Raw genomic sequence first — 26,161 nt, 5'->3', positions numbered from 1 at the left:
GCAGTATAGTCCGGCGCCCGGTCCGTTGGATCAGTTGGTGGCGGCCACCGCTTCGGCATCGGCTGCGGTGCGCGGCTTGATGCCCTTCTCGGCCGCATAGGCTTCGGCCGACTTTTCGATGATCGGCCTGAGCAACGCCCAGTCGGGGGCGATCCAGTCGGAGACGACGTTCCACTTCTTGCCGTCCCACTGCTGGAAGGTCACGTAGCCCTCGCCTTCGTGGTTGTCCCAGCTGACATTGATGGAGTGGAACAGGTCCTTGGCGCCGAGCGCCTCGACCTTGGCAGGGTCGAGCTTAAGGTGCTCGAAGCCCCAACGCACCTCGTCGCCGGTCAGCGTGCGGTGGCCGAACTTCTCCTGCGCGATGCGGATCGCCTCGACATTGAGGATGCCGTTGACGATGCCGAGGTTATGATAGACCGAACCGATACGCGACTTGTCCTCGAGGTTGCCCTTGCCGGCGCCGTAGACGGTCTTCACGATCTCCTGCACCACCGGATAGGTGTTGCCGGAAGCCTGCGTGGTGATGGCGGTGTAGCCCTTGGCCGCGTCGCCGGCCGGGATGACGTCTTCTTCCGAATTCGACCAGACATTGCCGATGATGTGGTCGACCGGATAGCCGACCTTCACCGCCGTCTTCAGCGCCACCGGGTTCATCACGCCCCAGCCGCGCAACACAACGAAGTCCGGCTTGGCCCGACGGATCGTCAGCCATTGCGACTGCTGTTCGTTGCCGGGGTGCGGCACCTCGATCTGCTGCACGGTGAAGCCGTATTTCTGCGCCAGCAATTCATAGATCGGGATCGTCTCCTTGCCATAGGGCGAGCCGTGATAGAGCACGACGATCTTCTTGCCCTTCAGCTTGTCGATGCCGCCTTCCTTGGCGGCGATGTAGTTCACGATGCCGGACGTCTCGCTGTAGGGATTGAGCAGCAGCGGGAAGACATAAGGGAAGACCCGCCCGTCGGTGGAGTCGGTGCGGCCGTGATTGACCGTGATCAGCGGCACCTTGTCGGCGGTGATGCGGTCGATCATGGCGTAGGCGATGCCTACCGACAGCGGATTCCAGGCGGCCGCGCCCGCGTGGCTCTTCTGACGCTCGTAGCATTCGACGCCGCGCTCGACCTCATACTGGGTCTCGCACTCGTCCCAGGTCAGCTTGACGCCGTTGACGCCGCCGTCGCGGATGTTGATCAGGTTGAGATAGTCGATGAAGCCGCCGAAGAAGCCGGTGCCGCCGGCCGCATAGGGCCCGACGCGATAGCTCTGCAGCGGGAAATATTGCTCGTCGGCATGGGCGGCCGGCAAGGCCACCGACACCGCCAGCGCCGCCGAGATGGCAATCGCCTTGACTGTGCTGAGGAAGGTCATGGTTCGAGGTTCTCCAGTATGGGGCTTTTGCCCGGTTCATTCTCTGAATGCTTGCAGTGTTGGAGCGCGCGGCTGCCAACCGGTCTCAGCTCGATTGCCAGGCGAGCGTGAGCCGTCTCCGGACCCTGTCCCAGAGGGCGACCAGCCCGTCCGGTTCCAGGATCAGAAAGAGGATGATGAGCGCGCCGAGCACGATGCGCTGGCTCATGTCGAGCACGCCGGAATCGAAGAGGTCGCCGAGCAGGAAACCGCCGAGGCGCGACAGCACCAGCGGGAAGACGACGATAAGCGCTGCACCCAGGAAAGCGCCGCGTATCGAAGCGAGCCCGCCGATGATGATGATGAACAGGATCTGGAACGAGCGGTCGAGGTCGAAGCCCGCCGGCTCCACGGTCCTCAGATAGGCGAACGCCCAAATGACGCCGGCGACGCCGATGATGAAGGACGAGATGGCGAAGGCGAGCAGCTTCGTCTTCAGCACCGGAATGCCGATGATGCGCGCCGCCGTGTCGTTGTCGCGGATGGCGATGAAGTTGCGCCCGGTCTGCGAGGTGACCAGCCGGTGGGCAAGGAAGGTGAGGACGACGACGACGGTAAGCGCGAAGAGATAACGGCCGACCGCGCCGTCGAACTCGAAGCCCGCGATGGAAAGCTTCGGCGCATCGATGACGCCTGACGCCGAGTTGTTGGAGAACCAGCTGAACTTGGTCAGCGCCCATTGCACGAAGAACTGCGCGGCAAGTGTCGAGACCGCCAGATAGAAGCCTTTCAGCCGCAGGCTGGGCAGGCCGAAGACGATGCCGATCGCGGCAGCCACGAGGCCGGAAAGGATGATACTGGCGACGAGCGGCAGGCCTTCGATACGCAGGTTGAAATTATAGGCGGCGAAAGCGCCGGCCGCCATGAAGGCGGCGCTGCCGAGCGACACCTGGCCGGCATAGCCGGTGAGGATGTTCAGCCCCACGCCCGCCAGGCTGAGCGCCAGGAAAGGCAGCAGGATCGCCTCGAACAGGTAGGAGTTGCCGATCAGCGGGATGACGACATAGGCGAAGGCGATGAGGAGCAGCGGCGCCAGCCATTTCGGCAGCGCGGCGGCCGGAGACAGTTGCGTGGCGATGGCGCTCATCGTCAGACCCTTTCGACAAGCTTCTGGCCGAACAGGCCGGATGGGCGGACAAGCAGGAAGACGAGTGCCACGACGTAGGCGAACCAGCTTTCGATGCCGCCGCCGAAATAGTCGCCGATATAGACTTCGGCGAGCTTCTCGCTGGCGCCGATCAGAAGCCCGCCGACAATCGCGCCGAGGATGGAATCGAAGCCGCCGAGCACCAGCACCGGCAGCGCCTTGAGCACCACCAGCGACAGCGAGAACTGGACCCCCAGGCGCGCGCCCCAGAGCAGTCCAGCCACCAGCGCGACGAGGCCGGCGGCGGCCCATACGCTGGCCCAGATCAGCGGCAGCCTGAGCCCGACGGCTAAAGCGGCGAACTGGTCGTCGGCCACGGCGCGGAAGCTCAAGCCGATGCGGGTGTAGCGGAAGAACAGCGACAAGAGCAGTACCATGGCCGCGGCCACCGCGGCGGCGAAGATGTCGAACTGGCTGATCAGCACGCCGCCGACTTCCAGCGGCACGTCCTCGATGCCGAGCTCGAGGCCGTGGACTTGCGTGCCCCAGATGAGCTGGGCTGCGCCCTCGATGATATAGGAGAGGCCGAGCGTGGCCATGAACAGCGTGATCGGCGGCTTGTTGGTCAGCGGCCTCAGCACCGTGCGCTCGATGCCGATGCCGAGCGCCACCATGATGGCGAAGGTGACGGCCAAGGCCAGCGCGAACGGGACGCCGCGCTCGACGAGGCTGACGAAGGTCAGCGCCGCAAACAGAAGCAGCGCCCCTTGCGCGAAATTGAGCACGCCGGAGGTCTTGTAGATCAGCACGAAGCCGATCGCGACCAGCGAGTACATGACGCCGGAGAGAAGGCCGCCGGTCAGCACTTCGAGGAAGAACTGATAGTCGAAGTCGCCGATCATATGCCTGCCCCCTCTTCATTGTCGGAGGCGACGCCGAGATAGGCGTCGATCACGCGCTGATCGTTCCTGACCTCGTCCGGCGTGCCGTCGGCGATCTTGCGCCCGTAGTCGAGTACAGCGATGCGGTCCGACAGGCCCATGACGACGCCGACATCGTGCTCGATCAGCACGACGGTGGTGGCGAAGCGGTCGCGCGCCGCACGCACATAGGCCGCCATCTCGCTCTTCTCGCCCGCCGTCATGCCGGCCATGGGCTCGTCGAGCAAAAGCAGCCGCGGTTCGGCGACCAGCGCCCGGGCAAGCTCGGCACGCTTCTGCAGGCCGTAGGGCAGCGTGCCGGCCAGCCGGTCGCGGACATCGGTCAAGTGCAGGAATTCGAGAACCTGGTCGGCGCGCCCGCGCTGCTCCTGCTGCTCACGGCGGGTGCGGCCGACACCGAGGATCTGTCCGGCGAAGTTGGATCTTGTCCTGTAGGCAAGGCCGGACGCGACATTGTCGAGAACGCTGAGCCCCTTGAACAGAGCGAGGTTCTGAAAGGTGCGGGCGACGCCGAGATGCGCCAGCCGTTGCGTCGGGACTTGGGCATAGCGCGCGCCATAGAGCCGGACGTGGCCGCGATCAGCCCGATAGACGCCGCTGATGACATTGATCAACGAGCTCTTGCCGGCACCGTTCGGGCCGATGATGGCGCGTATCTCACCCGGTCGAACCGACAGATCGACATCCGCCAGCGCCACCACGCCGCCGAAAGACAGGCCTATCCCCTCAAGGGCAAGAAGCGGCGCGGCATCTTCCGCGGCAAGCTGTCGAGGCCTGTCGCCGTGAGCCTGTCGCTGAGCGGCCGGCAGCCCTTGCGCGAAGATTTCCGGCGCATAGACCGAAGCCTCGATCGTCCCGAAGGCATGGTTGGATATCGGCATTCCATCGTCCCCAACTGTAGTGAAGGCACGCAGCATCCCGGCCGCGCGCCCGATCGGGCGTGCGGTTCATGACCATGGGCTGGCCGGACGATCTCCGGCCGGCGGCTGGCGTTGCTATTCGGCGGCGAGCGCCGCCGCGGCTTCCGCGTTTTCCAGCTCGCGCACGAGCGGGATGACATGCTTGCCGAAATACTCGACCTCTTCCTGGAAATGCAGGAAGCCGAGCAGGATGAGATCGGCGCCGGCACGCTTGAGGTCGACGATACGCTCCGCCACCTGTTTCGGCGTGCCGATCAGATTCGAGCGGAAACCGTCATTGTACTGCACCAGATCGTCGAAGGACGACTTCGCCCAATTGCCCTCGCCTTCCGGCGAAGCCTTGCCGGCATTCTTGACCTCGTGACCAAAGGCATTGACGGCCTCGGGATTGGCCTTGGCGATGATTTCGGCCAGCACCGCTTTTGCCTCTTCCTCGGTCTCGCGCACGATGGCGAAAGCGTTGACGCCGACCTTGACCGAGTGGTTGTTGGCTTTGGCCTTTGCCTGGATGTCGTCGACCTGCTTGGCGATCTCGGCGGGCGTGTTGCCATTGGTGAAGTACCAGTCCGAAACGCGCGAGGCCATGTCGCGCGCGGCGCGCGACGAGCCGCCCTGGAATATCTCCGGCAACGGCTTCAGCGGCTTCGGCTTCAGCGAATACTGGTTGAAGCGGTAGAAGTCGCCACGGAAGGTGAAGCTGTCCTCGGTCCAGATGCCGCGCAGCGCGCGGATGAATTCTTCCGACCGCCGGTAGCGCTCGTCATGGTCGAGCCAATGCTCGCCGATGGCGTGGAATTCGCCGCGGAACCAGCCGGAGACGAGATTGATGGCGACGCGGCCGTTGGTGAGATAGCTGATAGTGGCGAGCTGCTTCGCCGCCAGCGCCGGGTTCCACGGCCCCGGCAGGATCGCCGCGATCACCTTCAGCGTCTTGGTGGCTGCGAGCAGGTCGTGGCTGAATGATACCGACTCATGCTGCTCGTCGGCGCCATAGCCGGCCGTGAAGCGTATCTGGCTGAGCGCATAATCGAAGCCCGCCTGCTCGGCGATCTGCGCCAGCTTGCGGTTGTACTCGGCCGAGTGGTTGGTCCTCTGCTCGATGTTCGAGATGACAAGGCCGCCCGAGACGTTCGGCACCCAATAGGCGAATTTGACTGCGTCGCGATCATTCTGCGGCATGGAGATCTCCCGGTTTGGCCTGTCCCAACGATTGATCCGGCCGTGGCCGGATTTCGTCGCCAATTATTAGTCTACTGAGTATATATACAAAGTAGGATTTTCCGTTTTGATGGCTCTGCCCGGACGGAAATACCAATTTTGCGTGGCTGCATTCGCCGCCGGTTTTCAACGAGCCGCTTCGGTCGCCGCAAAGGCGCCAAGCTGGCTGCCGATCTCGGACGCGACGGTCTGCGCATAGCGGGCTACTTCCGGCAGGCCCATCAGTTCCCCGAACGTGCCGCGCGCCAGCGGGCCGGCGATGAACAGCCCGGCAAGCGCTTGGCCGTCCGGACCGATGGCACGGCCGTCGAGCCCGGTTTCGATGCCGAGCCCATGGCGATCCACCCTGATCAGGCCGGCGTCGGCGAGCGAGCGAAGCGCTGGATTGCTTTGCAAAACCTTTCCATGCGCTGGGCCCGTGGTGTTGATGACGACATCGAAACGCCTGGTCTCGGCCTGCCTTCGGCCACGCCGCCGCAGGCTGACGATCAGGGCGTTTCCTTCGCGGCGCGACCCCATCGGTCTTGCCGCGATGTTCTCGAACGTGCCTTCGGCGTGCCGGCGGTCGAGCACGCGCTCGACCTGCGGCGCTATCCTGAAACGGTGCACGTCCCAGAAGGCGCGCAGCCGCCGCACCAGCCGCGTTCGCTCATCGAGGCCGAAAGCCGACCACAGCGAGGGGCCCTGCAGCCGCAACTGGTCGAAGACCGACTGCCAATTGACGCCGGTGGCGCTTGCCGCCGCCAGGGTCGAGCGTATGTTCTCGAGCAGGGCGAGCGCGGTGGTCGCCGGCGTCGAAACGAAATCGCCGAAGGGCGCGCCGCGCACATCGGGATGCCCGCGCGAGCGAAGTCCGTGGCGAGACACCGCCAGGATGCGGCCGCGATGGCCACGACGGTCGAGCTCCGCCACCGTGTCGGCCGAAGTCAGCCCCGAGCCGACGATCAGCACGGATGCATGGGGATCGATCGCGGCGAGCGCGCCGGCGGCATAGGGATCGGCGATGAAGCCGGCGGCATCCGCGATCGGCGCAAGGGCGGCCGGGACATCCGGCAAGGGATGGGTCATGGCAACCACGACGATCTCGGCCGACAGCCGCCGCCCAGGCGTCTGGACGGACCAGCCTCGACCGTCGGCGGCTCGTGTCACCCCGATCGCCCTATCCCGGACATGGTCGATCACGCCGGCCGCGACGAAGGGTTCCAGATGCTCGGCGACATAGCGGCCGAACACATGTCGCCTCGGATAGATGTCATCATTGTGCCAGACGGCGTCCGGGTCGCGCTCGACCTCGCCGCTGGCGCCCAGCCAGCGCAGGAAATGCTCCGCGTCATCTGGCGCGAGGCTCATCCGGGCCGCCGGCACGTTGATCCGGTGCGACGGCTCTTCGCTGGAATAGGCCAGTCCTCCGCCCAGCAAGGCGCGCGGCTCGATCACGCTGATCAAGGGGCGCGCCGGTTGTCGGGCAAGATGCCAAGCCACGGCTGCGCCGGTAAAGCCGCCGCCAAGAATGACAACATGGCTTCGCGGCCGGGGCGGCAGCGCGTTCACGAGGCGCTGGCGAGCGATTTCGGGCGATGGTCGCCGGCGATCGTCTCGCCGAAAGGACCGGTGTTGACGGACGAGCCGGGCGCCTTGACCGGATGTTCGGTCGGCAAATGCGGCAGCACCAGCTCGCCGAAGCGATAGGCTTCTTCAAGATGCGGGTAACCCGAGAGGATGAAGGTATCGATGCCGAGCCGCCTGTATTCGTCGATGCGCTCGGCGATCGTGGCGGGATCGCCGACCAGCGCCGTGCCGGCGCCGCCGCGCACCAGGCCGACGCCGGCCCATAGGTTCGGCGCGATCTCGAGCTTGGACCGGTCGCCGCCATGCAGCGCGCTCATGCGCGCCTGGCCGACCGAGTCCATGCGGGCAAACACCTTCTGCGCCGAGGCGATGGTCGCGTCATCGAGCCGGCTGATCAGCCTGTCGGCGGCGGCCCAGGCTTCCGCGGTGGTCTCACGGGCGATGACGTGCAGGCGGATGCCGAAGGAGAGCTTGCGGCCGGCTTTTTCGGCGAGCGCGCGCACGCCGTCGAGCTTGCGCGCGACATCGGCGGGCGGCTCGCCCCAGGTCAGATATTTGTCGATCTCCTGCGCCGCCACGATCGATCCTGCATCGGAAGACCCGCCGAAATAGAGTGGTGGATAGGGCGTCTGCACCGGCGGGAACAGGAGGCGGCCATCCTCGATGCGGAAATGCTTGCCCTGATGCTCGACCGTCTCGCCGCTCAGCACGCGCTTGTAGACCTGCAGGAATTCCTGCGTCACCTCATAGCGCTCGGCATGCGACAGGAAGATGCCGTCGCCCTTGTTCTCAAGCGGGTCGCCCCCGGTGACGACATTGATCAGCAGCCGTCCGTTCGAGATACGATCGAGCGTTGCCGTCATGCGCGCCGCGAGCGTCGGCGACTGCAGGCCGGGCCGCACCGCCACCAGGAAACGCAACCGTTGCGTCAGCGGAGCCAGGGCCGATGCGATAACCCAGGAATCCTCGCAGGACCTGCCCGTCGGCAGGAGCACGCCGTAATAGCCAAGCGTGTCGGCCGCCTGCGCCACTTGCGTCAGATAAGGCAGGTCGACCGCCCGGCCCCCTTCCGAGGTCCCAAGATAGCGGCTGTCGCCATGGGTCGGCAGGAACCATAGGACTTTGATGCGGTCGGGGGTTTCGTGAACCATGCCTGTTTGTTCCTATGGCGGCAAACTGCCTCGACGTGGCCGTGAAGCATCGCCCTATAGGGTATTATTCCACTAAGTCTGTAGAGATAGATTATTCCAATTCGGCCGCCTGCTTCGGAATTTTTTCTCGGGCAGGCAAACCGCGCGACCTGATACGCTCACCCAGTGGCGCGAACTTGCCTTTTGTCGGCGCGATCCCTTGGCAGGTCCGCTCGGCTCCGAGAGGGCGAAACGCGAGCTGCGGTGTCTCGAGGCTCTGCGGAACGTCGGCGGTCATCTCCCTATCTCTCGGCAGAAGCGCGATCAAGTGAGCGATACCTCGAAGCCATACTGCGGCAAGTCATCTCCTCCAAACGCACGAAGACGCGCGGAGAGTCTTGTGTTTTAGTTTTTCAAATCCGCTCCAGCCCGCCCGTCATCGCCGGGGCTGACGCGATCACGACACGATACTTCAACGATTGCGAGCTCTTGCGCACGAAGGATAACATGAACGCTGTCGTTCAATGCGGCGGGAAGGGAACGCGCTTACAGCCGCTTATATCCATTTTGCCAAAAACCTCTGATGCCGATCGGAGCGCGGCCCGTCCTCGAGCTCGTGCTCAAATGGGCTCCGGCGCGATGGCATCGGAGAAGTTTACATCACGACCCACCTCATTCGCAGCGTTTGCGGCGATGGGAACCAGTGGAACATGCGGATCAACCGCACGCAGGAGCTGGAGCCGCTCGGAACGATCGGGTCGTCGTCACCGCTGCGCGAACACCTCGATGAGCCATTCCTGGGAGGCGGGCAGATGTCGAATGTAGATGACATGAGCCGGCCGTATGGTGATTCTAGGCAGGGTCTTCACCTCCTTCATGACGATCCAAATGGGACACTTACGGAGGGACGCGCCCCCTGCAGCCCCATCTGCTCTATATCGGCGGCGAAGACCATTATGTTCGTATTCCGGCAATGTCCCTCCTGCGCGATCACGGCTTTCGCGTAACCGCGGCTGGAACGGGTGAACCCGCCCCGTTTGCGCGAGCAGGCATCGACTATCGGCGCTTCAATTTCGACCGTTTCGTCAGTCCGCTGGCCGATTGGGCCGCAGTCAGGAGCATTTCGAAGATCCTTGTCGAGGTGCAGCCCGATCTCGCGCAGAGCTTCGACACCAAACCATCCGTGTTTCTTCCTTTGGCGGCGCGAAGCACACCTGGCGTGCCGGTCATTCGCACGATCAACGGACGGGCTTTCCTCTATTCGTCGCGATCTCCCATGGCCTTGACGTTGCGTCCAGTCTATCGCGCGCTCCACAAAATTGCGGCTCGCACTGCCGCTGCCACGGTTAGGACATCCCATCACTGCTCGCGCTCGCGAATGTATTCGCGTTTCCGACCGAGTATCGGGAAGGTGTGCCGCGGGTGCTGCTCGAGGCGGCACTCGCCGGTGTGCAGATCGTGACCAGGACCATGCCCGGCGCAGAGGTCATTCGCGACGGATGGAATGGCTTCCTGGTTCCGCCCGGAGCACCCAGCATGTTGGCTGCAAAAATTCTCGAGCTGCTCGGCAATCGAGAAAACGGGCGAGTCGTGGCCGGTCGCGCGGCCGAGCGCGTCAGGAAGGAATTCTCCGTCGAACACGTCGTCGCTTGTCAGGCCGCTGTCTACAGGGACCTCATTGACAGCTCGCGCGGGACTCGGCTCAAGGATGACAAAAACACGCGCGAGGAACGAGCTCACCCATGCGGCGCGCCACAGTGATGAATGCCCGGTCCCAGTCTATCAAACCTTTGGCGGCGGCAACTGGGTCGATGACGGCGGCAGTCGGTACACTCTGCCGACTGTCAGCCGGCTAGAGCAAATTATGGCCCGTTGGGACGCGCGCCGGCTCTAACCATTGAGCTACAGGCCCCACGCGGGCTGGCTTGGTGTTTTTCGCTCGTCCGCGCAAGGCTTTCGAAAGCGATGGCGCAGACCGCCAAAATCAGCCCATATTCGCTGCGTAGAGCGGCTTGCGTTCATAAGGCGCGTGAAGAGGTCCCGGCCGATGCGCCGCATTGCAGGGAATCGATGCCTTTTGCAGGGTCGATGCAAGCGCGGCACCGGGCTGCGGACCGCAGACATCGAGGAGTTTTCATGACCAGACATCTTTTGCCTATCGCGCTCGCTGCCGCGGTCGCGTTCCCGGCGCTGGCAAGCGCCGCCGACACGCAGCCCCCGCCTCGCATCATCGTGTCCGGCGAAGGCGAAGCGACCATGGCGCCCGACATGGCGATCCTGTCGCTGAGCGTCATGCGCGAGGCAAAGAGCGCGCGCGAAGCGCTCGACGCCAACAACGACGCCATGGCGGCGGTGATCGCGGCGATGAAATCCGCCGGCATTGCCGAGCGCGACCTGCAGACGACGGGCATACAGATCAACCCGCGCTACAACTACACCAACAAGGCCGACGGCAGCCAGGAGGCGGAACTCGTCGCCTATCAGGTGACCAACACGCTGTCGGTGCGCGTGCGCGACGTCGACAAGACCGGCGAGATCCTCGACAAGGCGGTTTCGCTCGGCGTCAACCAGGGTGGCGGCATCGCCTTCACCAATGACGATCCGAAGGCGACGATCACCGAGGCGCGCAAGAAGGCCGTCGCCGACGCGATGGCCAAGGCAAAGACGCTCGCCGAAGCCGCCGGCGTCGGCCTGGGCAAGGTGCTCGAGATCACCGACCAGAATATTGCGCCGGTGCCGATGCCGATGGCGGCCAAATCGTTCGATGCCGCCCGTTCCGCCGTCCCGGTGCAGGCCGGCGAGAATTCCTACAACGTCCAGGTCACGGTCACCTTCGAGCTGAAATGACGCCCGACGAGCGCCGCAGGCGCCACCGACACGCAAAAGCCCCGGAGGATCGTTTCCTCCGGGGCTTTTTTCAACCACGCCTCATCGTGAGAGGCTCACAGGCGATCCTCACAGAGGATCGTCCTCTCAACCTCAGCGATAGATGATCGGGCAGCCGCGCTCGTTGGCGAACACCACCACGACGCGATCGCCATACTGGCGGCCGACCACCTTCACGGTGCGGCGGCTCATGTCGACGATGCGGGCGCGGTGCAGGCCCATGCGCTCGGCCTTGTCCAGGGCGCGCTCCGGCGAGCAGCCGCGCCAGTCGCGGTCACGGCGCCAATCGCGGCGGTAGTAGCCGTCATCGTCGCCCGTATAAACGCCGAAGCGCGGATCCTGGTTGTTGCCGAAACCGAGATAGAGGCTGTCCGCATGCGCCGGAATCGCGGCAAGCGTGCCGAGCCCGACAAGCGCCGAAAGGGCAGCCGTCTTGATCGTGTTGAACATCGTCTTCTCTCCTTGTTGTGGGCTTTCGCCTGTAGAACCGATGATTGGAAAATGCCTTTTTGTGTCTGAACTTTCCGCGAACCGCCCGTTCATGTCCGGTTCATATAAGCGCGAACCCGCCAGGGTTCGTCGCTCGTAACCAAAAACGCTGACCCTCACCGCTCTAAACGCGAACCCACGGAACCGGCTACGGTTCGTCATCCAATATATAATCAAAGTAGTCGTCCGGCTCGGCCAGATCGGTTTCCTTGGCCTTCACCCGGCCCTGGATCGAAATGCCGGCTTCATGCACGGTCGCAGCACTTCCCGAAACAAGCCTGTGCCACCAATAGAGATCATGGCCCTCGGCGATCAGCCGGTAGGCGCAGGTTTTTGGCAGCCAGGTGATGGTTCGTACATTCTGCGGCGTCAGCCCAACGCAGTCGGGCACCCGCGTCAGGCGGTTTGCATAGTCGGAGCAGCGGCAGCTTTCGGCGTCGAACAGCCGGCAGCCAACGCTTGTCCAGAAGATCTCGCCCGTATCCTCGTCCTCGAGCTTCGACAGGCAGCATTTGCCGCAGCCGTCGCAAAGTGATTCCCACTCGGCCGGGGTCATCGCCTCAAGCGTTTTGGTTTTCCAGAATGGCGCGGTCATTTCGATGGATTTGGCCCTCCGCGACCTTCCGGTCAAGCACTGCTGTCACACAGACTTACTATCAACATTAGAAAAACACGAAATTGCCTTCAAAAGGCCGGCCAGGCATCCTTGGCTGGCGTCAATGCCTGACGGAACCAATTGCGGTCGATGAAAGTTTGGGCAGGGATGGGACCCCACTAGGAGAAAATTGATATGAAACGCCAACCACGGATTCTGGCGGGCACGGCAATCGGCCTGCTTATGGCATCCGCGCCGTTGGGCGCGTACCCGCTGCAGGGGGGTGCCGCTTTCGGCAGCCTGCATGGTGCGCCGCTCGTGCTGGCTCAAGCCGCTTGCGCCGAAGGGCAGTCGGCCGAGGAATGCGCGCAGGGCGGAGCCGAACAGCCGAAGAAGAAGAAGCGCGAGCAGCAGCAAAGCGAATCGGCCCCGGCAACCGAACAGGCCGCCCCTGCCGAGACCGAGCAGAAGCCGCGCAAGAAGCGGCAAGAGCAGCAGCAGATTGATAATGGCCAATCCGGCGAAGCCGCCCCGGCCGAGCAGCAATTCAAACCGCGCAAGAAACGCGACCAGCAGCAGCAGATCGAGGCCGCACCCGCCGATCAAGGCGGCCAGCCCGCGACCGACGAGCAGCAGTTCAAGCCGCGCAAGAAGCGTGACCAGCAGCAGCAGATCGAGGCCGCGCCCGCTGACCAGGGCGGCCAGCCTGCGACCGACGAGCAGCCGCGCAAGAAGAAGCGCAACCAGCAGATCGAAGCAGCGCCAGCTGACCAGCAGCCCACGGAACAGGTCGCGCCTGCCGCCGGCGACCAGCAGCAAGGCAACCAGGGTAAGAAGAAGCGCAAGCACGATCAGCAGCAGGGCGAGCCAGCCGGTCAGATAGGCGAGCAGGTCGCGCCGACCGACCAGACCGCCCCTGCAAACGACAATCAGCAAGGCGGCAACCAGTTCAAGAAGAAGCACAAGCAGAACCAGCAGGGCGAGACCGCCCCGGCTGAGCAAACGCAGACCAACGAGCCGGCAAAAAAGCCGGCGCAGGCAGGTGAACCCGCGCCGCAGGCCGAACCGTTGCAGACCGGCGAGCAGCCGGCCCAGGGCGGAGAGACCCAGGACAAGAAGAAGCGCGGCAAGAAGCTGAGCGAGCAGCCTGCCACGGGGCAGCAACCGGCGACGGGCGAGCAGCCAACCACGGGTGAGCAAACCCAGGGTGGCAAGCAGTTCGGCAAGAAGCCCCTGACCGAACAACCCACGACTGGAGAGCAGCCGGCGACAGGCCAAAAGCCTGCTACAGGTGAACAGCCGGCCAACAACAATCAGCCCGCCAATGGCGGCAACGCCGCGCAAGGCGAAGCGCCCGCGAACCCGAACGAGGCGCCTATCCTGGACAGCCAGAAGGACGTCATACGCAAGCACAAGGGTCGCAACGATCTCGGCCAGAACGGCGGTGGCCAGGCAGGTGCCGCTCAAACCGAAAATGGCCAGAACGCTAATCAGGCCGGACAGCCGCAGGGTGGTGAGCAGGCGCAGAAGCCGGCTCCGGTCGATCAAGGTCCGCCGCCCGCCGACGACAAGTCGGCGCAGCAGGCGATCAAGCCCGAGAAGATCGTCCCGGTGGACCAGGAGAAAGGCAAGCGCATCGACCTTACGCCCGAGCAGGTTATCCGCGAGCGGCGCCGGCCGCAGGGCGCGGATGTCGTGAAACAGTTCGGCGACCGCGTCATCCTCCAGTTCAACAACCAGACCTTCGTGGAAAGCAACGAGGCGCCTCGCATCACCCGCGGCGCCAGGGACGTCTACTACGAGGATCTATCAGGTGGCCGCACCCGCGAAATCGTGGAGCGCGACAACGGCGTCAGGATCATCACCATCCGCAACCGTAATGGCGACGTCATCCGGCGATCGCGCATTACACCGGATGGCCGCGAGTATGTGCTGACCTATGTCGACGAGCGCTACTATAACGATGTCGACGAGTGGCGCGATCCCGGCGACGAGCTGCCGCCGATGCGGCTCGACATCCCGCGCCGGGACTACATCCTGAACTCCGAGGATGTCGAAAGCGACGACGACTACTACACCTTCCTCGAGCAGCCGCCGGTGGAAAGGGTGCAGCGCCTCTACTCGATCGACGAGGTGAAGCGCTCGGCCCGCGTGCGCGACATCGCCCGCCGCATTGATCTCGACACGCTGAACTTCGACTTCGGCTCGGCCACGATCTCGGATGCCGAAGTGCAAAAGCTCGAAGGCGTCGCCAACGCCATGGAAAAGCTTTTGAAGAAGAACCCGGCGGAAACCTTCCTGATCGAAGGCCACACCGACGCCGTGGGCACGCCGGAGGCAAATCTTGCCCTCTCGGATCGCCGTGCCGAAGCCGTTGCCGAGGCACTGACCAACGCCTTTGGCATCCCGGCCGAGAACCTCACCACGCAGGGCTATGGCGAGCAATATCTCAAGGTGAACACGCCCGGTCCGAACCGTGAGAACCGGCGTGTCGCCATCCGACGCATCACCTCGCTGGTGGCGCCGGTGGCGAGCAACAGCGACCAGCAATGAGCGTTTGATTTCAAGATCCTGAGCGGATTTTTGGAATCAGCGCTTGAGATGAAGGCCCGTCCGCGTCGGACGGGCCTTTTCTTTTCCTGGCTCAAGAAGATTTGTCCTGTCGATTCGAGCTAACTCATTGAATTGCCGCATTGCGACACCCAGATTCCAGGCAGGGCGTTCCCTGCCCTGTCCCGACTCCAGCGGGACATGACTGAGCCCCGCCGGTCCCCCTCTCCGGCGGGGTTTTTTGTCTTGAAAACCGGCCCTGTCTGGCCGAAATACCCTTTATCGCAACCTGACCGGAACCCTTCATGAAGCGTCTCGAACTCGCCATCGAATCCGTCATCCTCGCCTCGCGCTGGCTGCTGGTCGCCTTCTATCTCGGGCTCGGCGTTGCGCTCGCGACCTATGCCCTGTCCTTCGGCAAGAAACTTTACGAGTTTGTGATCAGCGCCTTCACGCTCGGCGACACCGACACGATCCTAAAGATGCTCGGCCTGATTGATGCCGCGCTGGTCGCCTCGCTGGTGGTGATGGTGATCATCTCGGGCTACGAGAATTTCGTCAGCCGCTTCGACGAACAGGACGGCGAGGTCCATTGGCTGGGAACGATCGATGTCGGCTCGCTGAAGGTCAAGGTCGCCTCGACCATCGTCGCGATCTCCTCCATCCACCTGCTGCAGGTCTTCCTCAACCACGCTTCCTACACGACGGAACAGTTGATGTGGCTGACCATCATGCATCTGGCCTTCGTGCTTTCGGCGCTGATGCTGGCCTATATCGACCGGGTGATGGCGCTAGCCAAGGGCAAGAAGGCGTAGGAATGACTTCTGAAGAGAACGAAAACCGTTCGAGGCTCGACCGGCTTTGCAAGGCGATAGATGAAGGCGACGGATCGGGCGTCCCCCAGCCGTTTGATCTGGAGGGCTTTATCGAGATGAAGAAGCGCTCGCGCGATTTGCCTCAGTAGATATTCCTGATCTGCGTTTCGGTTCTCGCCAACACCTCGTCCGGCACGAAAAAGTCGCCAGCCAGCGGCCCGGTTGCGCCCGGAGCGTAAACCGAAAAATCGGTCACGCCTTCGGCGCGCAGCACCTCTTCGTCGATATAGAAATTGCCGGTCGCCTCGCGCGAGGGACGCAGGAAGATCGCATGCGCGGCATCGGCCATGATGTCGGGCGAGCGGCTCATCGCCGCCACCGTGGCACCGCCCAGAAGATTGCGCACCGCGGCAGTATCGATGGTCGAGATCGGCCACAGCGAGTTGACGGCGATGCCCTCCTTGGCAAACTCCGCGCTCATGCCAAGCGTGCACATCGACATGCCGAACTTCGCCATCGTATAGGCGACGTGATTCTTGAACCATTTGGCCTTCATGTCGAGCGGCGGCGCCAGATTCAGGATGTGAGGGTTCTTGGCCAACTTCAGGTGCGGAATGCACATTTTGGAGACCAGGAAAGTGCCGCGGGTGTTGATCTGGTGCATCAGATCATAGCGCTTCATGTCGGTCTCGAGCGTGCCGGTGAGTTGGATGGCGCTGGCATTGTTGACGCAGATGTCGATGCCGCCGAACCGCTCCACCGTCTTGGCCACCGCCTCGGCGACCTGCGCCTCGTCGCGGATGTCGCAGAGCACCGGCAGCGCCTTGCCGCCCGCCTGCTCGATTTCTTGCGCCGCGGTGTAGATGGTGCCCGGCAGCTTCGGATGCGGCTCGGCCGTCTTGGCCGCGATCGTCACATTGGCGCCGTCGCGCGCCGCCCTGAGCGCGATCGCCAGCCCGATGCCGCGCGATCCGCCCGAGATGAACAGCGTCTTTCCGTTCAGCGACATTCTTCGCCTCCCTCTTCGATGTGGAGGCAAATTGCGCGGCGCACAGCCGTGGCGCAAGACCCAAGGAGCCAATCAGAGATTACGCAGCGTCGTGCTGTAGAGAGCTAGACCAGCACCAACCCCTGTCGCATCGCTATCGCGATCGCGTCCGTCCGGTTGGCGGCGCCGAGCTTGATCAGGATGGCGGCGACATGGAACTTCGCCGTGTGGACCGAAATATTGAGCCGCCTGGCGATCACCTTGTTCGGCGCGCCTTCGGCGAGCAGCGCCAGCACCTCCGCCTCGCGCGGCGACAAGGCGGGGCGCGCCTGGTTGTCGTCCGGTGCGTCTTCTTCGGCGAGCCCGTCATGGAAATCGCCATGCGCGACCTCCGATGGCCCTGCCCTGTCAATGCGATAGCCGGAGGCGGCCAGCCGCGCCGCCGCCGCGATCAACAGGCCATCGGCCGACGACGGCAGCACGGCGACCACATTGCCGGGAAGCCGCTCGTGCCCGCTGCGGCGGGACAGCAGCACAACAGGCATCGTCGAGCCGACGGTCCGGCTTTCCAAGGCCGCATCGTCGGTCACCGCGACATCCGCTGACTGGCCAGTGCTGCTCCCGGCCAGTGTCGGCAGCAGATCGTCGCTGGCGGCAAGCGCATCGGCAAGCTGCTCGGCGCGCTGGGCATCGCCGAGCGCCACCAGCACCGTCAGCCGGTGGGCTGACGGTTCCGGTCGTGCGATCGCTTGCGCCGCGCTGCTTGCCATCGATCCTCTCAGCTCAGCGGCTTTTCGCCGATGGTGATCGAAACGTCCCGTTGCGTGCCGCCGCTCGAGATACCAAGCGTCACGGTCGTGCCCGCGCTATCCGGGCCGAGCTTGCGGATCAGCTCGCGCGGGCCATGCACGGCCTCGCCGTTCCAGGAAACGACGATGTCGCCGATATGCAGGCCGGCGGCCTTGGCCGGACCGTTGTCGTCAAGGCTCATCACCATAGCGCCTTTGGTGTCGCCGTTGCGGATCGGATGCAGCCCGGCGCCCAGATAGCCGCGCGCGACATGACCCTTCTCGCGCAGCGTGGCAACCGCGCGCTCGATGGTCTCGTATGGCATGACCAGCGCCCGCCGGCGCGGCCCGAACAACAGCATGCCGATCAGGCCGCCCTTCGCGTCGAGCACCGGACCGCCCTCGAAGCGTCCGCCGGTATTGATGGCGAGGTTGATGCGCCGGTCGATCGTGCCGCCGCGCATCGAGCGCCAGGCCGGCCCGACCTCGCCGACCGTGCCGAACACGGCAAGTGCTGCGCCATCACTGTTGCCCACCGCGATCGCCAGATGGCCAGGGCGCACCGCGCCGGCCTGAGTGAGTTGCGGCAAACCGGCAGCGCCGGAAGCCGGCTTCAGCAGGGCAACGCCCGTCGACGGATCGCGGCCGACGAGTTCGGCCTTGGCGGTTTCGCCGGAGGCCAGCGTCAATTCGATCTCCTCGCCGGCTTCGACCGCTTCCTCGGCGGTTACGAAGTAGCCGTCGTGCCAGTGGAAGGCGCTCGCGGTGCGGTGATGGTGCGTAACGAAACTCGCCACCACGGGGGCAGCGGTGGCCGCGACATCGGCGATCGCGTCAGAAAAGGCACTGAGGTTGAAGTCGCTCATAAGACTGTCTCCTGGGTTCGGTGACCCAGATATCGCTCGCTAGCGCGGCCGCGGATACTCGCCTGACGGCTAGTCGGCCGGCGGACTGGCCATGTGGTCAGGTCGCGGCAATTGGGGCCGCTTCGCACATATAGTCATCATTCTACGAGGGAACACGCCCATGGCTTTCGCAGCCGAAAAACTTCCGTCGGACGACACCTTGCTCGACGCTTACTCGGTATCCGTGGCCGATGCAGTCGACCGCATCGGTCCGGTCGTGTGCCGCATCGAGCGCATCGGCGCCGGCGGTCACGGCTCCGGCTTCGTCATCGCGCAGGACGGGCTGGTCGTCACCAACTTCCATGTCGTCGGCGATGCGCGCACCGTGCGCGTCACCATGCCGGACGGAGCCTCGCGCGAGGGCCACGTGCTCGGCCGCGATCCAGACACCGACATCGCGCTGGTGCGCGCCGACGGCAGTTTCGCCGATGTCGCGCCGCTTGGCGACTCCAAGCGCCTGCGCCGCGGCCAGATCGCGATCGCGATCGGCAATCCGCTCGGTTTCGAATGGACCGTAACCGCTGGCGTCGTCTCCGCGCTCGGCCGCTCGATGCGCGCCTCGACAGGCCGGCTGATCGACGACGTCATCCAGACCGACGCCGCGCTCAATCCCGGCAATTCCGGCGGGCCGCTGGTGTCGTCGGCGGGCGAGGTGATCGGCGTCAACACCGCCATGATCCACGGCGCGCAAGGCATTGCCTTCGCGGTCGCCTCCAACACCGCCAATTTCGTCATCTCCGAGATCATACGCTTCGGCCGCGTGCGCCGCGCCTTCATCGGAGTCTCCGCCGACACGACCAACCTGCCGCGCCGCGCGGCGCTCCTGTCGCAGGTGACCACGAACACGGCGGTGCGCCTGCGCAGCGTCGAGAAGAACGGTCCCGCCGCCAAGGCCGGCTTGAAGGAAGGCGACATCATCGCGGCGATCGACGGTCGGCCGGTGACCGGCGTCGACGACCTGGTGCGCATGCTCGACGCCGAGCGCATCGGCCGCGAGACGCTGTGCACCGTCGTGCGCCGTACCGGCGTCAGCCAAGTGGCAGTGATGCCGGTGGCGCGGACAAATTGAGACGAGACCCGTGGTCCGGTTTAGCCGCCGACCGCGCCTTCCGCATATTGCGCCAAAATTCCTTGCTCGGAGGGATCGACTTGATGATGTCGAAAGGGCTGGTCGCCGCGATGCCGGCGCAAGCGATGACCAGATTGCCGGCCGAGGCGCTGACCGCACTTCTGGCGGGCGCCTTCGATCGGGCGCTTTGGCAATCGAGGCCGGCTCGCCAGCCGAGGGCTATCGGGCGGTGCTGATCGCCCTCATGGACGGCTTGTCTCCGGTCCCTCCTCCGCCCACACGCCCGGCTCCATCTCGTTGAAGCAACCCAGCTGCCGCCTGAACTCGTCGATAAGCCAGGTCGCCGCCGGCTTGGGGCTGCGGTCATTGCGGTGCATGGCGTACATCGGCGAGCGGACTTCGCGGTAAGGCTCGAGATCGAGCTCGACCAGCCTGCCGCTGGCAAGGTCGTCGGCGATCAGCCACCGCGGCAGGCCGCCCCAGCCGAGGCCATCGCGCATCAGCGCATGCTTGGTGCGCACATCCGTCAGCCGCCAGGTTCGATAAGCAAAGACGCCATAGTCGCGGCCACGCGTCCGCTCCGACTGGTCGGTGACGACGAGCTGGATATGCTCGCGCAGATCCTCAACCGCAACCGGCTTCGGCAGTTTTGCCAAAGGATGGTCGGGCGCCGCCGCAGGCACCATCGAGGTGAAGCCGATGCGCAGCAGGTTGACGTCGGCATCGCCTTGCAGGCCGCCGAAACCAAGATCCGCCTGGCCGTTGACGACCTGGTCGACGATGAGGCCGAGCGAGCCGATATAGAGCCGCAGCATGACCGCCGGGAACTGCGCCTCGAAGGCCTTGAGCACGCGTACCAGCGCCGGCGAAGGCAGCGCCACGTCGACCGATATCGCCACTTCCGCTTCCAGCCCTTGCCGGTAGCCGTCGGCACGCGAGCGGATGCGCTGCAGCACGCCGATCATGCGCCGCGCATCCTCGAGCATCGCCTTGCCGACATCGGTCAGCTGCGGCTCGCGCACGCCCTCGCGCTCGAACAGCTTCAGGCCAAGCTGCGCTTCGAGATTGGCAATGCCGTAGCTCACCACCGACTGCGCCCGGTTGAGCTTGCGCCCCGCTGCCGAGAAGCTGCCAGTATCGGCCACCGCCACCAGGATTTGGAGCTGATCCAATGTCGGGTTCGGCTGCATGACTGTGTGCCATCCATTTTGTTGATGGATTGTATGCATATTATACCAGTTATCCAGATGGAGCGGCAATCCCATATTGGCGTGGAAAGTTTCACTCCAACCCCAAGGGGACACCGCCATGTCTATTCTTCTCGTTACCTCCAGCCCGCGCGGCGCCGCTTCGCACTCGACCCGCGTCGCCACCGATCTCGCCCGGAAGCTCGTTGCCGCCGATCCGTCCAACACGCTTGTCGTGCGTGATCTGGTTGCCAATCCGCTGCCGCATATCGACCCTGATTACGCCACCGGCATCTACACGCCGGCCGAAGCCCGCACGCCGCGCCAGGCCGAAGTCGTGGGCGTTTCCGACGCCGTGCTCGACGAGCTTTTCGCCGCCGACACCGTGATCCTCGCCACCGGCTTCATCAACTTCAACATCTCCTCGACGTTGAAGTCCTGGGTCGACCACGTCGCCCGCTCCGGCAAGACCTTCGCCTACGGCGAGAACGGTCCGAAGGGCCTCGTCGCCGGCAAGAAGGTCTACATCGTGCTCGCTTCCGGCGGCATCTATTCGGAAGGCGCCGCGGTGCAGATGGACCATGCGGTTCCCTATCTGCGCAGCGTGCTCGGCTTCCTCGGCATGACTGATGTCGAGGTCATCCGCGTCGAGGGTGTCGGCATGGGTGCCGATGCCGTCACGGCGGCGCTCGCCAAGGCCACCGCCAAGGTCGACGCGATTGCCGCCGCCACGGCCGACCAGGTCGCCATCGCGGCCTGATTGCCGATGGCAGAAATGAAAGAGGCAGGCGCCCGCCGGCGCCTGCCTCTTTTTGCATTTGGCTCCCGGCCGGCGCCGGTCATCGTGGCGATCCAGAACGCGGTGCCGATCTGGAACGACTTTTTCTTCCCGCTGGTGCTGATCACCTCCGATAATTTGAAGACACTGCCGCGCGGGCTGACCGTGTTCGTCGGCGAATTCACCACCGACTGGGGGTGTTCACCGGGCTGACACCGGCGGCGCTGCCGATTACCTTGCTCTCTATCGTGCTGTCGAAGCAGTTCATCTCCGGCATCACGCAAAGGGCGGTGAAATAGCGAAGAGATCGAGGATCATAAGTGGCGAACCAGAACAAGATCATCATCACCTGCGCGGTAACAGGCTCGATCCATACGCCATCGATGTCGCCGCACCTGCCGGTGACGGCGCAGGAGATAGCCACTGCCGCCATCGAGGCGGCCGAGGCGGGCGCCGCGATCGTCCACCTCCACGCCCGCAATCCGGTCGACGGTCGCCCCGACCAGTCGACCGAGGCCTTCGCGCCTTTCCTGCAGGTGATCAAGCAGCGCTCCAATTGCATCGTCAACATCACCACCGGGGGTGCCGCGACGATGAGCGTGGAGGAGCGCGTCAGGCCGGCCAAGGTGTTCGCGCCCGAGGTCGCCTCGCTCAACATGGGCTCGATGAATTTCGCGCTGTTCCCGATGCTGGAGCGGTTCAAGACCTTCGAGCATGACTGGGAGCGGCCTTATCTCGAATCCTCGCGCGACCGGATCTTCCGCAACACCTTCGGCGACATCGAGCACATATTGCGCACCTGCGCCGACAACGGCACCCGGTTCGAGATCGAGTGCTACGACATCGGCCATCTCTACACGCTGGCGCATTTCGTCGAGCGCGGCCTGGTCAAGGCGCCCTTCTTCGTCCAGAGCGTGTTCGGCATCCTCGGCGGCATCGGCACCCATCCCGAGGACGTCGCCCACATGAAACGCACCGCCGACCGCCTGTTCGGCACCGATTATCACTGGTCGGTCCTGGGCGCCGGCCGCCATCAACTGCCGATCGCCACGCAAGCGATCGCGCTCGGCGGCAATGTGCGGGTCGGGCTGGAGGATTCGCTGTGGATCGGCAAGGGCAAGCTCGCCCGCTCCAGCGCCGAACAGGTCACCAAGGTGCGCCAGATCATCGAAGGCCTCGGCGCCTCGATCGCCACGCCAGACGAGGCGCGCCAGATCCTGCAGCTCAAGGGCGGCGACAAGGTCGCGTTCTGATCAAGGAGAAGCTGGCCGGCGCGGCCGAAGTACCGCTAGCCGAACATCCTCTCGCCCTGCTCGTCGACGAGCTGGATGCCTTTCTTGATCGAGATGTCGACGGCATCGTCCAGCCCGGCGAAGCGGTCGGCGCGGATGAAGCGGTGCTCCTTCAGCACGCCGTCCACTTCCTTCGAGACGATGCCGCAGGTCTGGTACTGGCCCTCGGCCTTGTAGGGCGTCGCGCTGATCAGAAAGCCCTTGTGCTCGACCTGCTTGGCCGGCTTGGCGCTGCCGGCTTCGGGTGCCTCGCCACCACCGCCGCCAAAAAGCTTCTTCAGAAAAGACATTTCTCGAAACTCCCGTTCATGCCCACACACAGGAGAAATCACGGCATCCCCTATTCATGCAGGGCCCCTGTTCACGCAGGCTTTGTCTCAGCATGCGCGAATGCGCCGCCGTGTTCCAGTCCCTTGACGAAAACGCCGACCAGCAGCTCGATCTGATGCCAGATCTCTTCGGCCTGCCGGCTGTCGGAATTCGCCACATAGCCGCTGGTCACGATGCCATGCACGCTTGACCACAAGGTCCGGGCTGCAAGCGCGCGGCGCTCGTCGTCGAGGCCGAAATCGCCTGCCTTGAGCACACCGGCGACAATGTCGAAGAGCGCGTCGAGGAGAGCGTCATAGGCATCGGGGCCCGGCCGCGTCGCGCGGCGGCGGTTGAAGGCAAGCACCGCCGGCCAGCTGCCGGGATGCGCCTCGACGAAACGCACATAGGCCGCCGCCATGGCCAGGATGCGGTCCTGGACATCGGTCACCCCTTGCCTTTCGAGATCGGCCATGGCCGCGAGGCCTGTCGCGCCGAGCCGGTCGAGCAGCCGCATGTTGACGGCCCGATGCACCTCGTCGAGATCGGCGAAGAGGTTGTAGACCGATCCAACCGAAATGCCGGCCTGCTCGGCGATGGTGCGCGCTTTCAGGTTCTCGGCGCCGCCCTCATTGAGCAGCGCCTCGGCGATGGCGAGCACCTTCTCGCTCATTTCTTCCTTGTCCAGCGCCATGCTCTTTCCTGTCGCTCTACCCGGGTGGCCGCCATGCCACGTTCATTCCGTTTGCCTGCGTTTACCATGTCCGACGCCCCATGAACAGCGTTCAAAATAGTCCTTGAACAATGTTCATTTCCTGTTATGTTGACTTCGTGAACAACGTTCACAGAAACAGGGAGAAGACTCAATGCTTAGCCTGATCAAGACATTGCTGGACGGCGCCAGCGCCCGGGCCGAGGACAATCTGAAGGACCGTTTCGCCATCGACCTTCTGGCGCAGCGCATCCGCGACGCGGAGGCGGGCCTCGGCGCCGCCAAGCAGACGCTCGCCTCGCTGATCGTGCGCCAGCGCGCCGAGCAAGCCAGCCTCGACCAGCTCGACCGCCGCATCGCCGATCTGGAAACCCGTACGCTGAGCGCGCTTTCCGCCAACAACCAGGCGCTTGCCGAAGGCGGCGCCTCCGCGATCGCGGAACTCGAGAACGAGCGCGAAGTGCGCCGCGCCACCGTGAAGAGCCTGGGCGAGAAGACCTTGCGGATGCGTCTCTCCGTCGAACAGGCGCATCGCCGCATCATCGGCCTCAACCAGGGCATGATCTCGGCCAGGGCGATCGATGCCGAACGCAAGGCCCAGTCGCGCCTCAACCGATCGATCGGCCGCACGGCGAGCATCAACGAAGCGGAGGAATTGCTCGACCGCATCAGGGAAAGCAGCGACCCTTTCGAGGAGGCCGGCATCCTCGACGAGATCGACGGCGAGCTGCGCCACGAGGCGATCCGCGAGCGCCTCGCCGAAGCAGGCCACGGACCGGCCACCAAGGTGCGCGCTGAGGACGTTCTGGCGCGCCTGAAATCCCTCAACTGAACCCCGCAATTTTCCGAAACAGATCAAATCCCGAAACAAGCCAAATCCAAGGAGCAATCCAATGAACGGCAATCAGACCTATATCCTCTTCAACACCGTGTCGGTGGGCGCCGCCTATTTCATGCTCGGCCTGTCGCTGTGGCTTGCCCCGGTCGACCTCTCGACCAAGGGCTACTGGGCCATGGGCATCCTCCTGCTCACCGGCAGCCTGGTGAACCTGGTCAAGTACCGCACCGACGAGCGTATCGCGGCCGAGACCACCGCCAAGATCGAGAAGGCGCGCAATGAGAAGCTGATCAGCGAGTATGTCGGCAAGGATTAGAGCAGTTCCAGGAAAAGTGTGATCGGTTTTCCGCCCGGAACTGCGTAAAAACAAAGAAATAGAGCGCTTCGCCGTTTCCGTGAAACGGTGAAACACTCTAGTCCCCGCCCCTGTCGACCGCTTACTGAATGCGAAAAGCCCGGATCGCTCCGGGCTTTTTTGGCTTTCCTTGTGAAAGAGCTTAGCGCCGCGCCAGCGCCTCGATCGCCTCGGCTGCGTCTTCGAGGATGCTGATCGCCTCGGCCTGCTTGTCTTCCGGCGCGTCGGCGATGTCGCCGAGCGCGGCGCGCAGACGATGTCGCAGCGTGCGGAACTGGTCGCGCTTTTCCGAACGGCCGCGGCGCCCCTCGTCCTTGTCGTCGCCCCAGCCGAACCATTCGCGCGCCGCCGCCATCTTGCGGCCGAAGCGCTCGAGATGGTCGAGCACGCCGTCGATCATCTCGCGGTTCTCCTCGAGATGCGCCTTGCCGGCCTCGGTGATCGAAAACACCTTCTTGTTGCCCTCGCTGGACGACACCGCATAACCAGCCTCTTCGAGGAAGGTCAGCGTCGGATAGACCACGCCCGGGCTCGGGCTGTAGACGCCGCTGGTGCGCTCTTCCAGCGCCTTGATGATGTCGTAGCCGTGGCGCGGCGCATCGGCCAGCAGCGACAGCGTGATCAGCTTGAGATCGCCGTCGGCGAGCATCCGGCCGGCGCGGAACATGTCGCCCGGGCCGCGGCCGCCGCCCCTGCCCCCAAACGGACCGAAACCGCCGCCCCCTCTGCCACCAAATTTGCCGAACTTACCGGCCATATGCATGAACATGCGCTCACCGAAATGGTGCCCGGAATGATCGTGTCTGTGCATGAATTGCTCCCTGAATTATATCTTACGATACATCTTAAGTAAGGCGCCCCTCTCATCGAGTCAAGATATATCTTACGATGTATCGCAGGATGCGCCAAGGCCCCGGCATGCTGCTATTTTGGGTGGAGTTGCCGCCTACCAGCGGCCCTTGCGCCGGTTCCAGGTGTAGAGAAGGTCGGCGAAACGGTCGTAGGCGATGCGCGTCAAAGGCAGCGCGATTACGTTGCCGAACAAGCTCGCCAGCCACCCCTCGCCCGGCGTCAGCCGCCAGACCGCGATCGCCACGTCGGCGCCGACCAGCAGCCGGCCTTCGCTATCGGTCGCGTGCAGGCGCCGGCGGATATCCTCGAGCGAGGCGCCGAAGGCTGAAAGGGCTTCGGGTTCGAAATTGATGTCGCGGAATGCGACGCGGCCCGCCTTGACCGCCTCGATGAGCCGCCGCCTCTGGCGATTGATGCCGGCGTCGCACACCGGACAGCGCGTGTTGTACCAGACGGTCAGCAAAGGCTCGGACATAGC

General features: G+C 64.2%; 31 protein-coding genes. 13 read left to right on the top strand and 18 right to left on the bottom strand.

The window, feature by feature from the left end:
• Nucleotides 1-30 precede the first annotated feature (30 nt).
• The 8 genes from DPM35_RS09065 to DPM35_RS09030 all read right to left on the bottom strand — a co-directional run bounded on the left by DPM35_RS09065 (nt 31) and on the right by DPM35_RS09030 (nt 8,573).
• Nucleotides 31-1,371: an ABC transporter substrate-binding protein gene (locus tag DPM35_RS09065; protein ID WP_112126904.1), complete on the bottom strand. Its 1,341-nt coding sequence runs from the start codon at nt 1,369-1,371 to the stop codon at nt 31-33.
• An 85-nt stretch (nt 1,372-1,456) separates the two neighbouring features.
• Nucleotides 1,457-2,497, bottom strand: coding sequence for a branched-chain amino acid ABC transporter permease (locus DPM35_RS09060; RefSeq protein ID WP_112126903.1), 1,041 nt, complete (start codon nt 2,495-2,497; stop codon nt 1,457-1,459).
• Nucleotides 2,498-2,499: 2 nt separating this feature from the next.
• Nucleotides 2,500-3,396: a branched-chain amino acid ABC transporter permease gene (locus tag DPM35_RS09055; protein WP_181591978.1), complete on the bottom strand. Its 897-nt coding sequence runs from the start codon at nt 3,394-3,396 to the stop codon at nt 2,500-2,502.
• Nucleotides 3,396-4,319 (bottom strand): ABC transporter ATP-binding protein, encoded by a 924-nt coding sequence (locus DPM35_RS09050; RefSeq protein WP_112126901.1) that lies wholly within the window; start codon nt 4,317-4,319, stop codon nt 3,396-3,398. Before DPM35_RS09050 ends, DPM35_RS09055 begins: the two co-directional genes overlap by 1 nt.
• 114 nt (nt 4,320-4,433) lie before the next feature.
• Nucleotides 4,434-5,537, bottom strand: a complete 1,104-nt coding sequence (sfnG, locus tag DPM35_RS09045) for a dimethylsulfone monooxygenase SfnG (RefSeq protein ID WP_112127126.1) — start codon at nt 5,535-5,537, stop codon at nt 4,434-4,436.
• Between the two features lie 165 nt (nt 5,538-5,702).
• Nucleotides 5,703-7,127, bottom strand: a complete 1,425-nt coding sequence (locus DPM35_RS09040; RefSeq protein WP_112126900.1) for an FAD/NAD(P)-binding protein — start codon at nt 7,125-7,127, stop codon at nt 5,703-5,705.
• Nucleotides 7,124-8,296: an FMNH2-dependent alkanesulfonate monooxygenase gene (gene ssuD, locus DPM35_RS09035; protein ID WP_112126899.1), complete on the bottom strand. Its 1,173-nt coding sequence runs from the start codon at nt 8,294-8,296 to the stop codon at nt 7,124-7,126. The genes DPM35_RS09040 and ssuD overlap by 4 nt, the downstream gene beginning before the upstream one ends.
• A 91-nt stretch (nt 8,297-8,387) precedes the next feature.
• The gene (locus tag DPM35_RS09030) at nt 8,388-8,573 is read right to left on the bottom strand and encodes a hypothetical protein (RefSeq protein WP_146767930.1); all 186 of its coding nucleotides are present in this window, start codon (nt 8,571-8,573) and stop codon (nt 8,388-8,390) included.
• A gap of 675 nt (nt 8,574-9,248) precedes the next feature.
• Here DPM35_RS09030 and DPM35_RS32810 point away from each other — a divergent pair.
• The 3 genes from DPM35_RS32810 (at nt 9,249) to DPM35_RS09015 (ending at nt 11,122) form a co-directional block, all read left to right on the top strand.
• Nucleotides 9,249-9,737 (top strand): glycosyltransferase, encoded by a 489-nt coding sequence (locus tag DPM35_RS32810; protein WP_245431480.1) that lies wholly within the window; start codon nt 9,249-9,251, stop codon nt 9,735-9,737.
• Nucleotides 9,629-10,036 (top strand): glycosyltransferase, encoded by a 408-nt coding sequence (locus DPM35_RS32805; RefSeq protein WP_342633670.1) that lies wholly within the window; start codon nt 9,629-9,631, stop codon nt 10,034-10,036. The genes DPM35_RS32810 and DPM35_RS32805 overlap by 109 nt, the downstream gene beginning before the upstream one ends.
• A gap of 375 nt (nt 10,037-10,411) precedes the next feature.
• Nucleotides 10,412-11,122 (top strand): SIMPL domain-containing protein, encoded by a 711-nt coding sequence (locus DPM35_RS09015; protein WP_112126897.1) that lies wholly within the window; start codon nt 10,412-10,414, stop codon nt 11,120-11,122.
• Between the two features lie 132 nt (nt 11,123-11,254).
• On the opposite strand, the gene DPM35_RS09010 is transcribed toward DPM35_RS09015, so the two are convergent.
• The gene (locus tag DPM35_RS09010) at nt 11,255-11,611 is read right to left on the bottom strand and encodes a hypothetical protein (protein ID WP_112126896.1); all 357 of its coding nucleotides are present in this window, start codon (nt 11,609-11,611) and stop codon (nt 11,255-11,257) included.
• Between the two features lie 187 nt (nt 11,612-11,798).
• Nucleotides 11,799-12,245: a YcgN family cysteine cluster protein gene (locus DPM35_RS09005; protein WP_095817408.1), complete on the bottom strand. Its 447-nt coding sequence runs from the start codon at nt 12,243-12,245 to the stop codon at nt 11,799-11,801.
• 195 nt (nt 12,246-12,440) lie between these two features.
• On the opposite strand from DPM35_RS09005, the gene DPM35_RS33295 reads away from it, so the two are divergent.
• The 3 genes from DPM35_RS33295 to DPM35_RS33290 all read left to right on the top strand — a co-directional run bounded on the left by DPM35_RS33295 (nt 12,441) and on the right by DPM35_RS33290 (nt 15,759).
• On the top strand, nt 12,441-14,798 hold the full coding sequence (locus DPM35_RS33295) for an OmpA family protein (protein WP_112126895.1): 2,358 nt from the start codon (nt 12,441-12,443) through the stop codon (nt 14,796-14,798).
• Nucleotides 14,799-15,100: 302 nt separating this feature from the next.
• A complete protein-coding gene (locus DPM35_RS08995; protein ID WP_112126894.1) occupies nt 15,101-15,610 on the top strand; it encodes a TIGR00645 family protein in 510 nt (169 codons plus the stop codon).
• Nucleotides 15,611-15,612: 2 nt separating this feature from the next.
• Nucleotides 15,613-15,759: a type II toxin-antitoxin system ParD family antitoxin gene (locus DPM35_RS33290; RefSeq protein WP_112126893.1), complete on the top strand. Its 147-nt coding sequence runs from the start codon at nt 15,613-15,615 to the stop codon at nt 15,757-15,759.
• Here DPM35_RS33290 and DPM35_RS08985 read toward each other — a convergent pair.
• From DPM35_RS08985 to DPM35_RS08975, 3 genes are all read right to left on the bottom strand, one after another.
• Entirely contained in the window at nt 15,753-16,619 is an 867-nt protein-coding gene (locus DPM35_RS08985; protein WP_112126892.1) for an SDR family oxidoreductase, read from the bottom strand. The two genes, DPM35_RS33290 and DPM35_RS08985, sit on opposite strands and share 7 nt — an antisense overlap.
• Before the next feature lie 104 nt (nt 16,620-16,723).
• Nucleotides 16,724-17,368 carry a helix-turn-helix transcriptional regulator gene (locus DPM35_RS08980; RefSeq protein ID WP_112126891.1) on the bottom strand — a complete coding sequence of 215 codons (645 nt, stop codon included), beginning with the start codon at nt 17,366-17,368 and terminating at the stop codon, nt 16,724-16,726.
• Nucleotides 17,369-17,376: 8 nt separating this feature from the next.
• On the bottom strand, nt 17,377-18,252 hold the full coding sequence (locus DPM35_RS08975) for a S1C family serine protease (RefSeq protein ID WP_112126890.1): 876 nt from the start codon (nt 18,250-18,252) through the stop codon (nt 17,377-17,379).
• Nucleotides 18,253-18,412: 160 nt separating this feature from the next.
• On the opposite strand from DPM35_RS08975, the gene DPM35_RS08970 reads away from it, so the two are divergent.
• Entirely contained in the window at nt 18,413-19,360 is a 948-nt protein-coding gene (locus DPM35_RS08970; RefSeq protein WP_112126889.1) for a S1C family serine protease, read from the top strand.
• An 80-nt stretch (nt 19,361-19,440) separates the two neighbouring features.
• Nucleotides 19,441-19,596, top strand: coding sequence for a hypothetical protein (locus DPM35_RS08965; RefSeq protein WP_245431476.1), 156 nt, complete (start codon nt 19,441-19,443; stop codon nt 19,594-19,596).
• Between the two features lie 6 nt (nt 19,597-19,602).
• On the opposite strand, the gene DPM35_RS08960 is transcribed toward DPM35_RS08965, so the two are convergent.
• The gene (locus DPM35_RS08960) at nt 19,603-20,550 is read right to left on the bottom strand and encodes a LysR family transcriptional regulator (protein ID WP_112126888.1); all 948 of its coding nucleotides are present in this window, start codon (nt 20,548-20,550) and stop codon (nt 19,603-19,605) included.
• 118 nt (nt 20,551-20,668) lie between these two features.
• On the opposite strand from DPM35_RS08960, the gene DPM35_RS08955 reads away from it, so the two are divergent.
• From DPM35_RS08955 to kce, 3 genes are all read left to right on the top strand, one after another.
• Nucleotides 20,669-21,307, top strand: coding sequence for an FMN-dependent NADH-azoreductase (locus tag DPM35_RS08955; protein WP_112126887.1), 639 nt, complete (start codon nt 20,669-20,671; stop codon nt 21,305-21,307).
• A gap of 15 nt (nt 21,308-21,322) precedes the next feature.
• Nucleotides 21,323-21,538: a hypothetical protein gene (locus tag DPM35_RS08950; protein WP_245431475.1), complete on the top strand. Its 216-nt coding sequence runs from the start codon at nt 21,323-21,325 to the stop codon at nt 21,536-21,538.
• Nucleotides 21,539-21,645: 107 nt separating this feature from the next.
• The gene (gene kce, locus DPM35_RS08945; RefSeq protein WP_112126886.1) at nt 21,646-22,578 is read left to right on the top strand and encodes a 3,5-dioxohexanoate:acetyl-CoA acetone transferase; all 933 of its coding nucleotides are present in this window, start codon (nt 21,646-21,648) and stop codon (nt 22,576-22,578) included.
• Between the two features lie 35 nt (nt 22,579-22,613).
• Here the strand turns inward: kce and DPM35_RS08940 are convergent, their stop codons facing one another.
• Both DPM35_RS08940 and DPM35_RS08935 read right to left on the bottom strand, forming a co-directional pair.
• Nucleotides 22,614-22,907 carry an HlyU family transcriptional regulator gene (locus DPM35_RS08940; protein ID WP_112126885.1) on the bottom strand — a complete coding sequence of 98 codons (294 nt, stop codon included), beginning with the start codon at nt 22,905-22,907 and terminating at the stop codon, nt 22,614-22,616.
• A gap of 71 nt (nt 22,908-22,978) precedes the next feature.
• Nucleotides 22,979-23,620: a TetR/AcrR family transcriptional regulator gene (locus DPM35_RS08935; protein WP_112126884.1), complete on the bottom strand. Its 642-nt coding sequence runs from the start codon at nt 23,618-23,620 to the stop codon at nt 22,979-22,981.
• A gap of 172 nt (nt 23,621-23,792) precedes the next feature.
• Here DPM35_RS08935 and DPM35_RS08930 point away from each other — a divergent pair, with 172 nt between their 5' ends.
• Nucleotides 23,793-24,470, top strand: a complete 678-nt coding sequence (locus DPM35_RS08930; RefSeq protein WP_112126883.1) for a PspA/IM30 family protein — start codon at nt 23,793-23,795, stop codon at nt 24,468-24,470.
• A 61-nt stretch (nt 24,471-24,531) separates the two neighbouring features.
• Nucleotides 24,532-24,792: a YiaA/YiaB family inner membrane protein gene (locus tag DPM35_RS08925; RefSeq protein WP_112126882.1), complete on the top strand. Its 261-nt coding sequence runs from the start codon at nt 24,532-24,534 to the stop codon at nt 24,790-24,792.
• A 181-nt stretch (nt 24,793-24,973) separates the two neighbouring features.
• Here DPM35_RS08925 and DPM35_RS08920 read toward each other — a convergent pair whose 3' ends face one another.
• A complete protein-coding gene (locus DPM35_RS08920) occupies nt 24,974-25,642 on the bottom strand; it encodes a PadR family transcriptional regulator (RefSeq protein WP_112126881.1) in 669 nt (222 codons plus the stop codon).
• A 135-nt stretch (nt 25,643-25,777) separates the two neighbouring features.
• Nucleotides 25,778-26,158: a thiol-disulfide oxidoreductase DCC family protein gene (locus tag DPM35_RS08915; RefSeq protein WP_181591967.1), complete on the bottom strand. Its 381-nt coding sequence runs from the start codon at nt 26,156-26,158 to the stop codon at nt 25,778-25,780.
• Between the last annotated feature and the right edge of the window lie 3 nt (nt 26,159-26,161).

It is taken from the genome of Mesorhizobium atlanticum (assembly GCF_003289965.1).
In the GTDB taxonomy this organism is placed as follows: Bacteria; Pseudomonadota; Alphaproteobacteria; order Rhizobiales; family Rhizobiaceae; genus Mesorhizobium; species Mesorhizobium atlanticum.
This window is presented reverse-complemented; position numbering and strand designations above follow the sequence as displayed.

Coding starts and splice junctions, on each gene's coding strand:
- DPM35_RS09065 (WP_112126904.1), bottom strand. CDS start 1,371: ATGACCTTCCTCAGCACAGTCAAGGCGATTGCCATCTCGGCGGCGCTG.
- DPM35_RS09060 (WP_112126903.1), bottom strand. CDS start 2,497: ATGAGCGCCATCGCCACGCAACTGTCTCCGGCCGCCGCGCTGCCGAAA.
- DPM35_RS09050 (WP_112126901.1), bottom strand. CDS start 4,319: ATGCCGATATCCAACCATGCCTTCGGGACGATCGAGGCTTCGGTCTAT.
- sfnG (WP_112127126.1), bottom strand. CDS start 5,537: ATGCCGCAGAATGATCGCGACGCAGTCAAATTCGCCTATTGGGTGCCG.
- ssuD (WP_112126899.1), bottom strand. CDS start 8,296: ATGGTTCACGAAACCCCCGACCGCATCAAAGTCCTATGGTTCCTGCCG.
- DPM35_RS09030 (WP_146767930.1), bottom strand. CDS start 8,573: ATGACCGCCGACGTTCCGCAGAGCCTCGAGACACCGCAGCTCGCGTTT.
- DPM35_RS32810 (WP_245431480.1), top strand. CDS start 9,249: ATGTCCCTCCTGCGCGATCACGGCTTTCGCGTAACCGCGGCTGGAACG.
- DPM35_RS09015 (WP_112126897.1), top strand. CDS start 10,412: ATGACCAGACATCTTTTGCCTATCGCGCTCGCTGCCGCGGTCGCGTTC.
- DPM35_RS09010 (WP_112126896.1), bottom strand. CDS start 11,611: ATGTTCAACACGATCAAGACGGCTGCCCTTTCGGCGCTTGTCGGGCTC.
- DPM35_RS09005 (WP_095817408.1), bottom strand. CDS start 12,245: ATGACCGCGCCATTCTGGAAAACCAAAACGCTTGAGGCGATGACCCCG.
- DPM35_RS33295 (WP_112126895.1), top strand. CDS start 12,441: ATGAAACGCCAACCACGGATTCTGGCGGGCACGGCAATCGGCCTGCTT.
- DPM35_RS08995 (WP_112126894.1), top strand. CDS start 15,101: ATGAAGCGTCTCGAACTCGCCATCGAATCCGTCATCCTCGCCTCGCGC.
- DPM35_RS33290 (WP_112126893.1), top strand. CDS start 15,613: ATGACTTCTGAAGAGAACGAAAACCGTTCGAGGCTCGACCGGCTTTGC.
- DPM35_RS08985 (WP_112126892.1), bottom strand. CDS start 16,619: ATGTCGCTGAACGGAAAGACGCTGTTCATCTCGGGCGGATCGCGCGGC.
- DPM35_RS08980 (WP_112126891.1), bottom strand. CDS start 17,368: ATGGCAAGCAGCGCGGCGCAAGCGATCGCACGACCGGAACCGTCAGCC.
- DPM35_RS08975 (WP_112126890.1), bottom strand. CDS start 18,252: ATGAGCGACTTCAACCTCAGTGCCTTTTCTGACGCGATCGCCGATGTC.
- DPM35_RS08970 (WP_112126889.1), top strand. CDS start 18,413: ATGGCTTTCGCAGCCGAAAAACTTCCGTCGGACGACACCTTGCTCGAC.
- DPM35_RS08960 (WP_112126888.1), bottom strand. CDS start 20,550: ATGCAGCCGAACCCGACATTGGATCAGCTCCAAATCCTGGTGGCGGTG.
- DPM35_RS08955 (WP_112126887.1), top strand. CDS start 20,669: ATGTCTATTCTTCTCGTTACCTCCAGCCCGCGCGGCGCCGCTTCGCAC.
- DPM35_RS08950 (WP_245431475.1), top strand. CDS start 21,323: ATGAAAGAGGCAGGCGCCCGCCGGCGCCTGCCTCTTTTTGCATTTGGC.
- DPM35_RS08940 (WP_112126885.1), bottom strand. CDS start 22,907: ATGTCTTTTCTGAAGAAGCTTTTTGGCGGCGGTGGTGGCGAGGCACCC.
- DPM35_RS08935 (WP_112126884.1), bottom strand. CDS start 23,620: ATGGCGCTGGACAAGGAAGAAATGAGCGAGAAGGTGCTCGCCATCGCC.
- DPM35_RS08930 (WP_112126883.1), top strand. CDS start 23,793: ATGCTTAGCCTGATCAAGACATTGCTGGACGGCGCCAGCGCCCGGGCC.
- DPM35_RS08925 (WP_112126882.1), top strand. CDS start 24,532: ATGAACGGCAATCAGACCTATATCCTCTTCAACACCGTGTCGGTGGGC.
- DPM35_RS08920 (WP_112126881.1), bottom strand. CDS start 25,642: ATGCACAGACACGATCATTCCGGGCACCATTTCGGTGAGCGCATGTTC.
- DPM35_RS08915 (WP_181591967.1), bottom strand. CDS start 26,158: ATGTCCGAGCCTTTGCTGACCGTCTGGTACAACACGCGCTGTCCGGTG.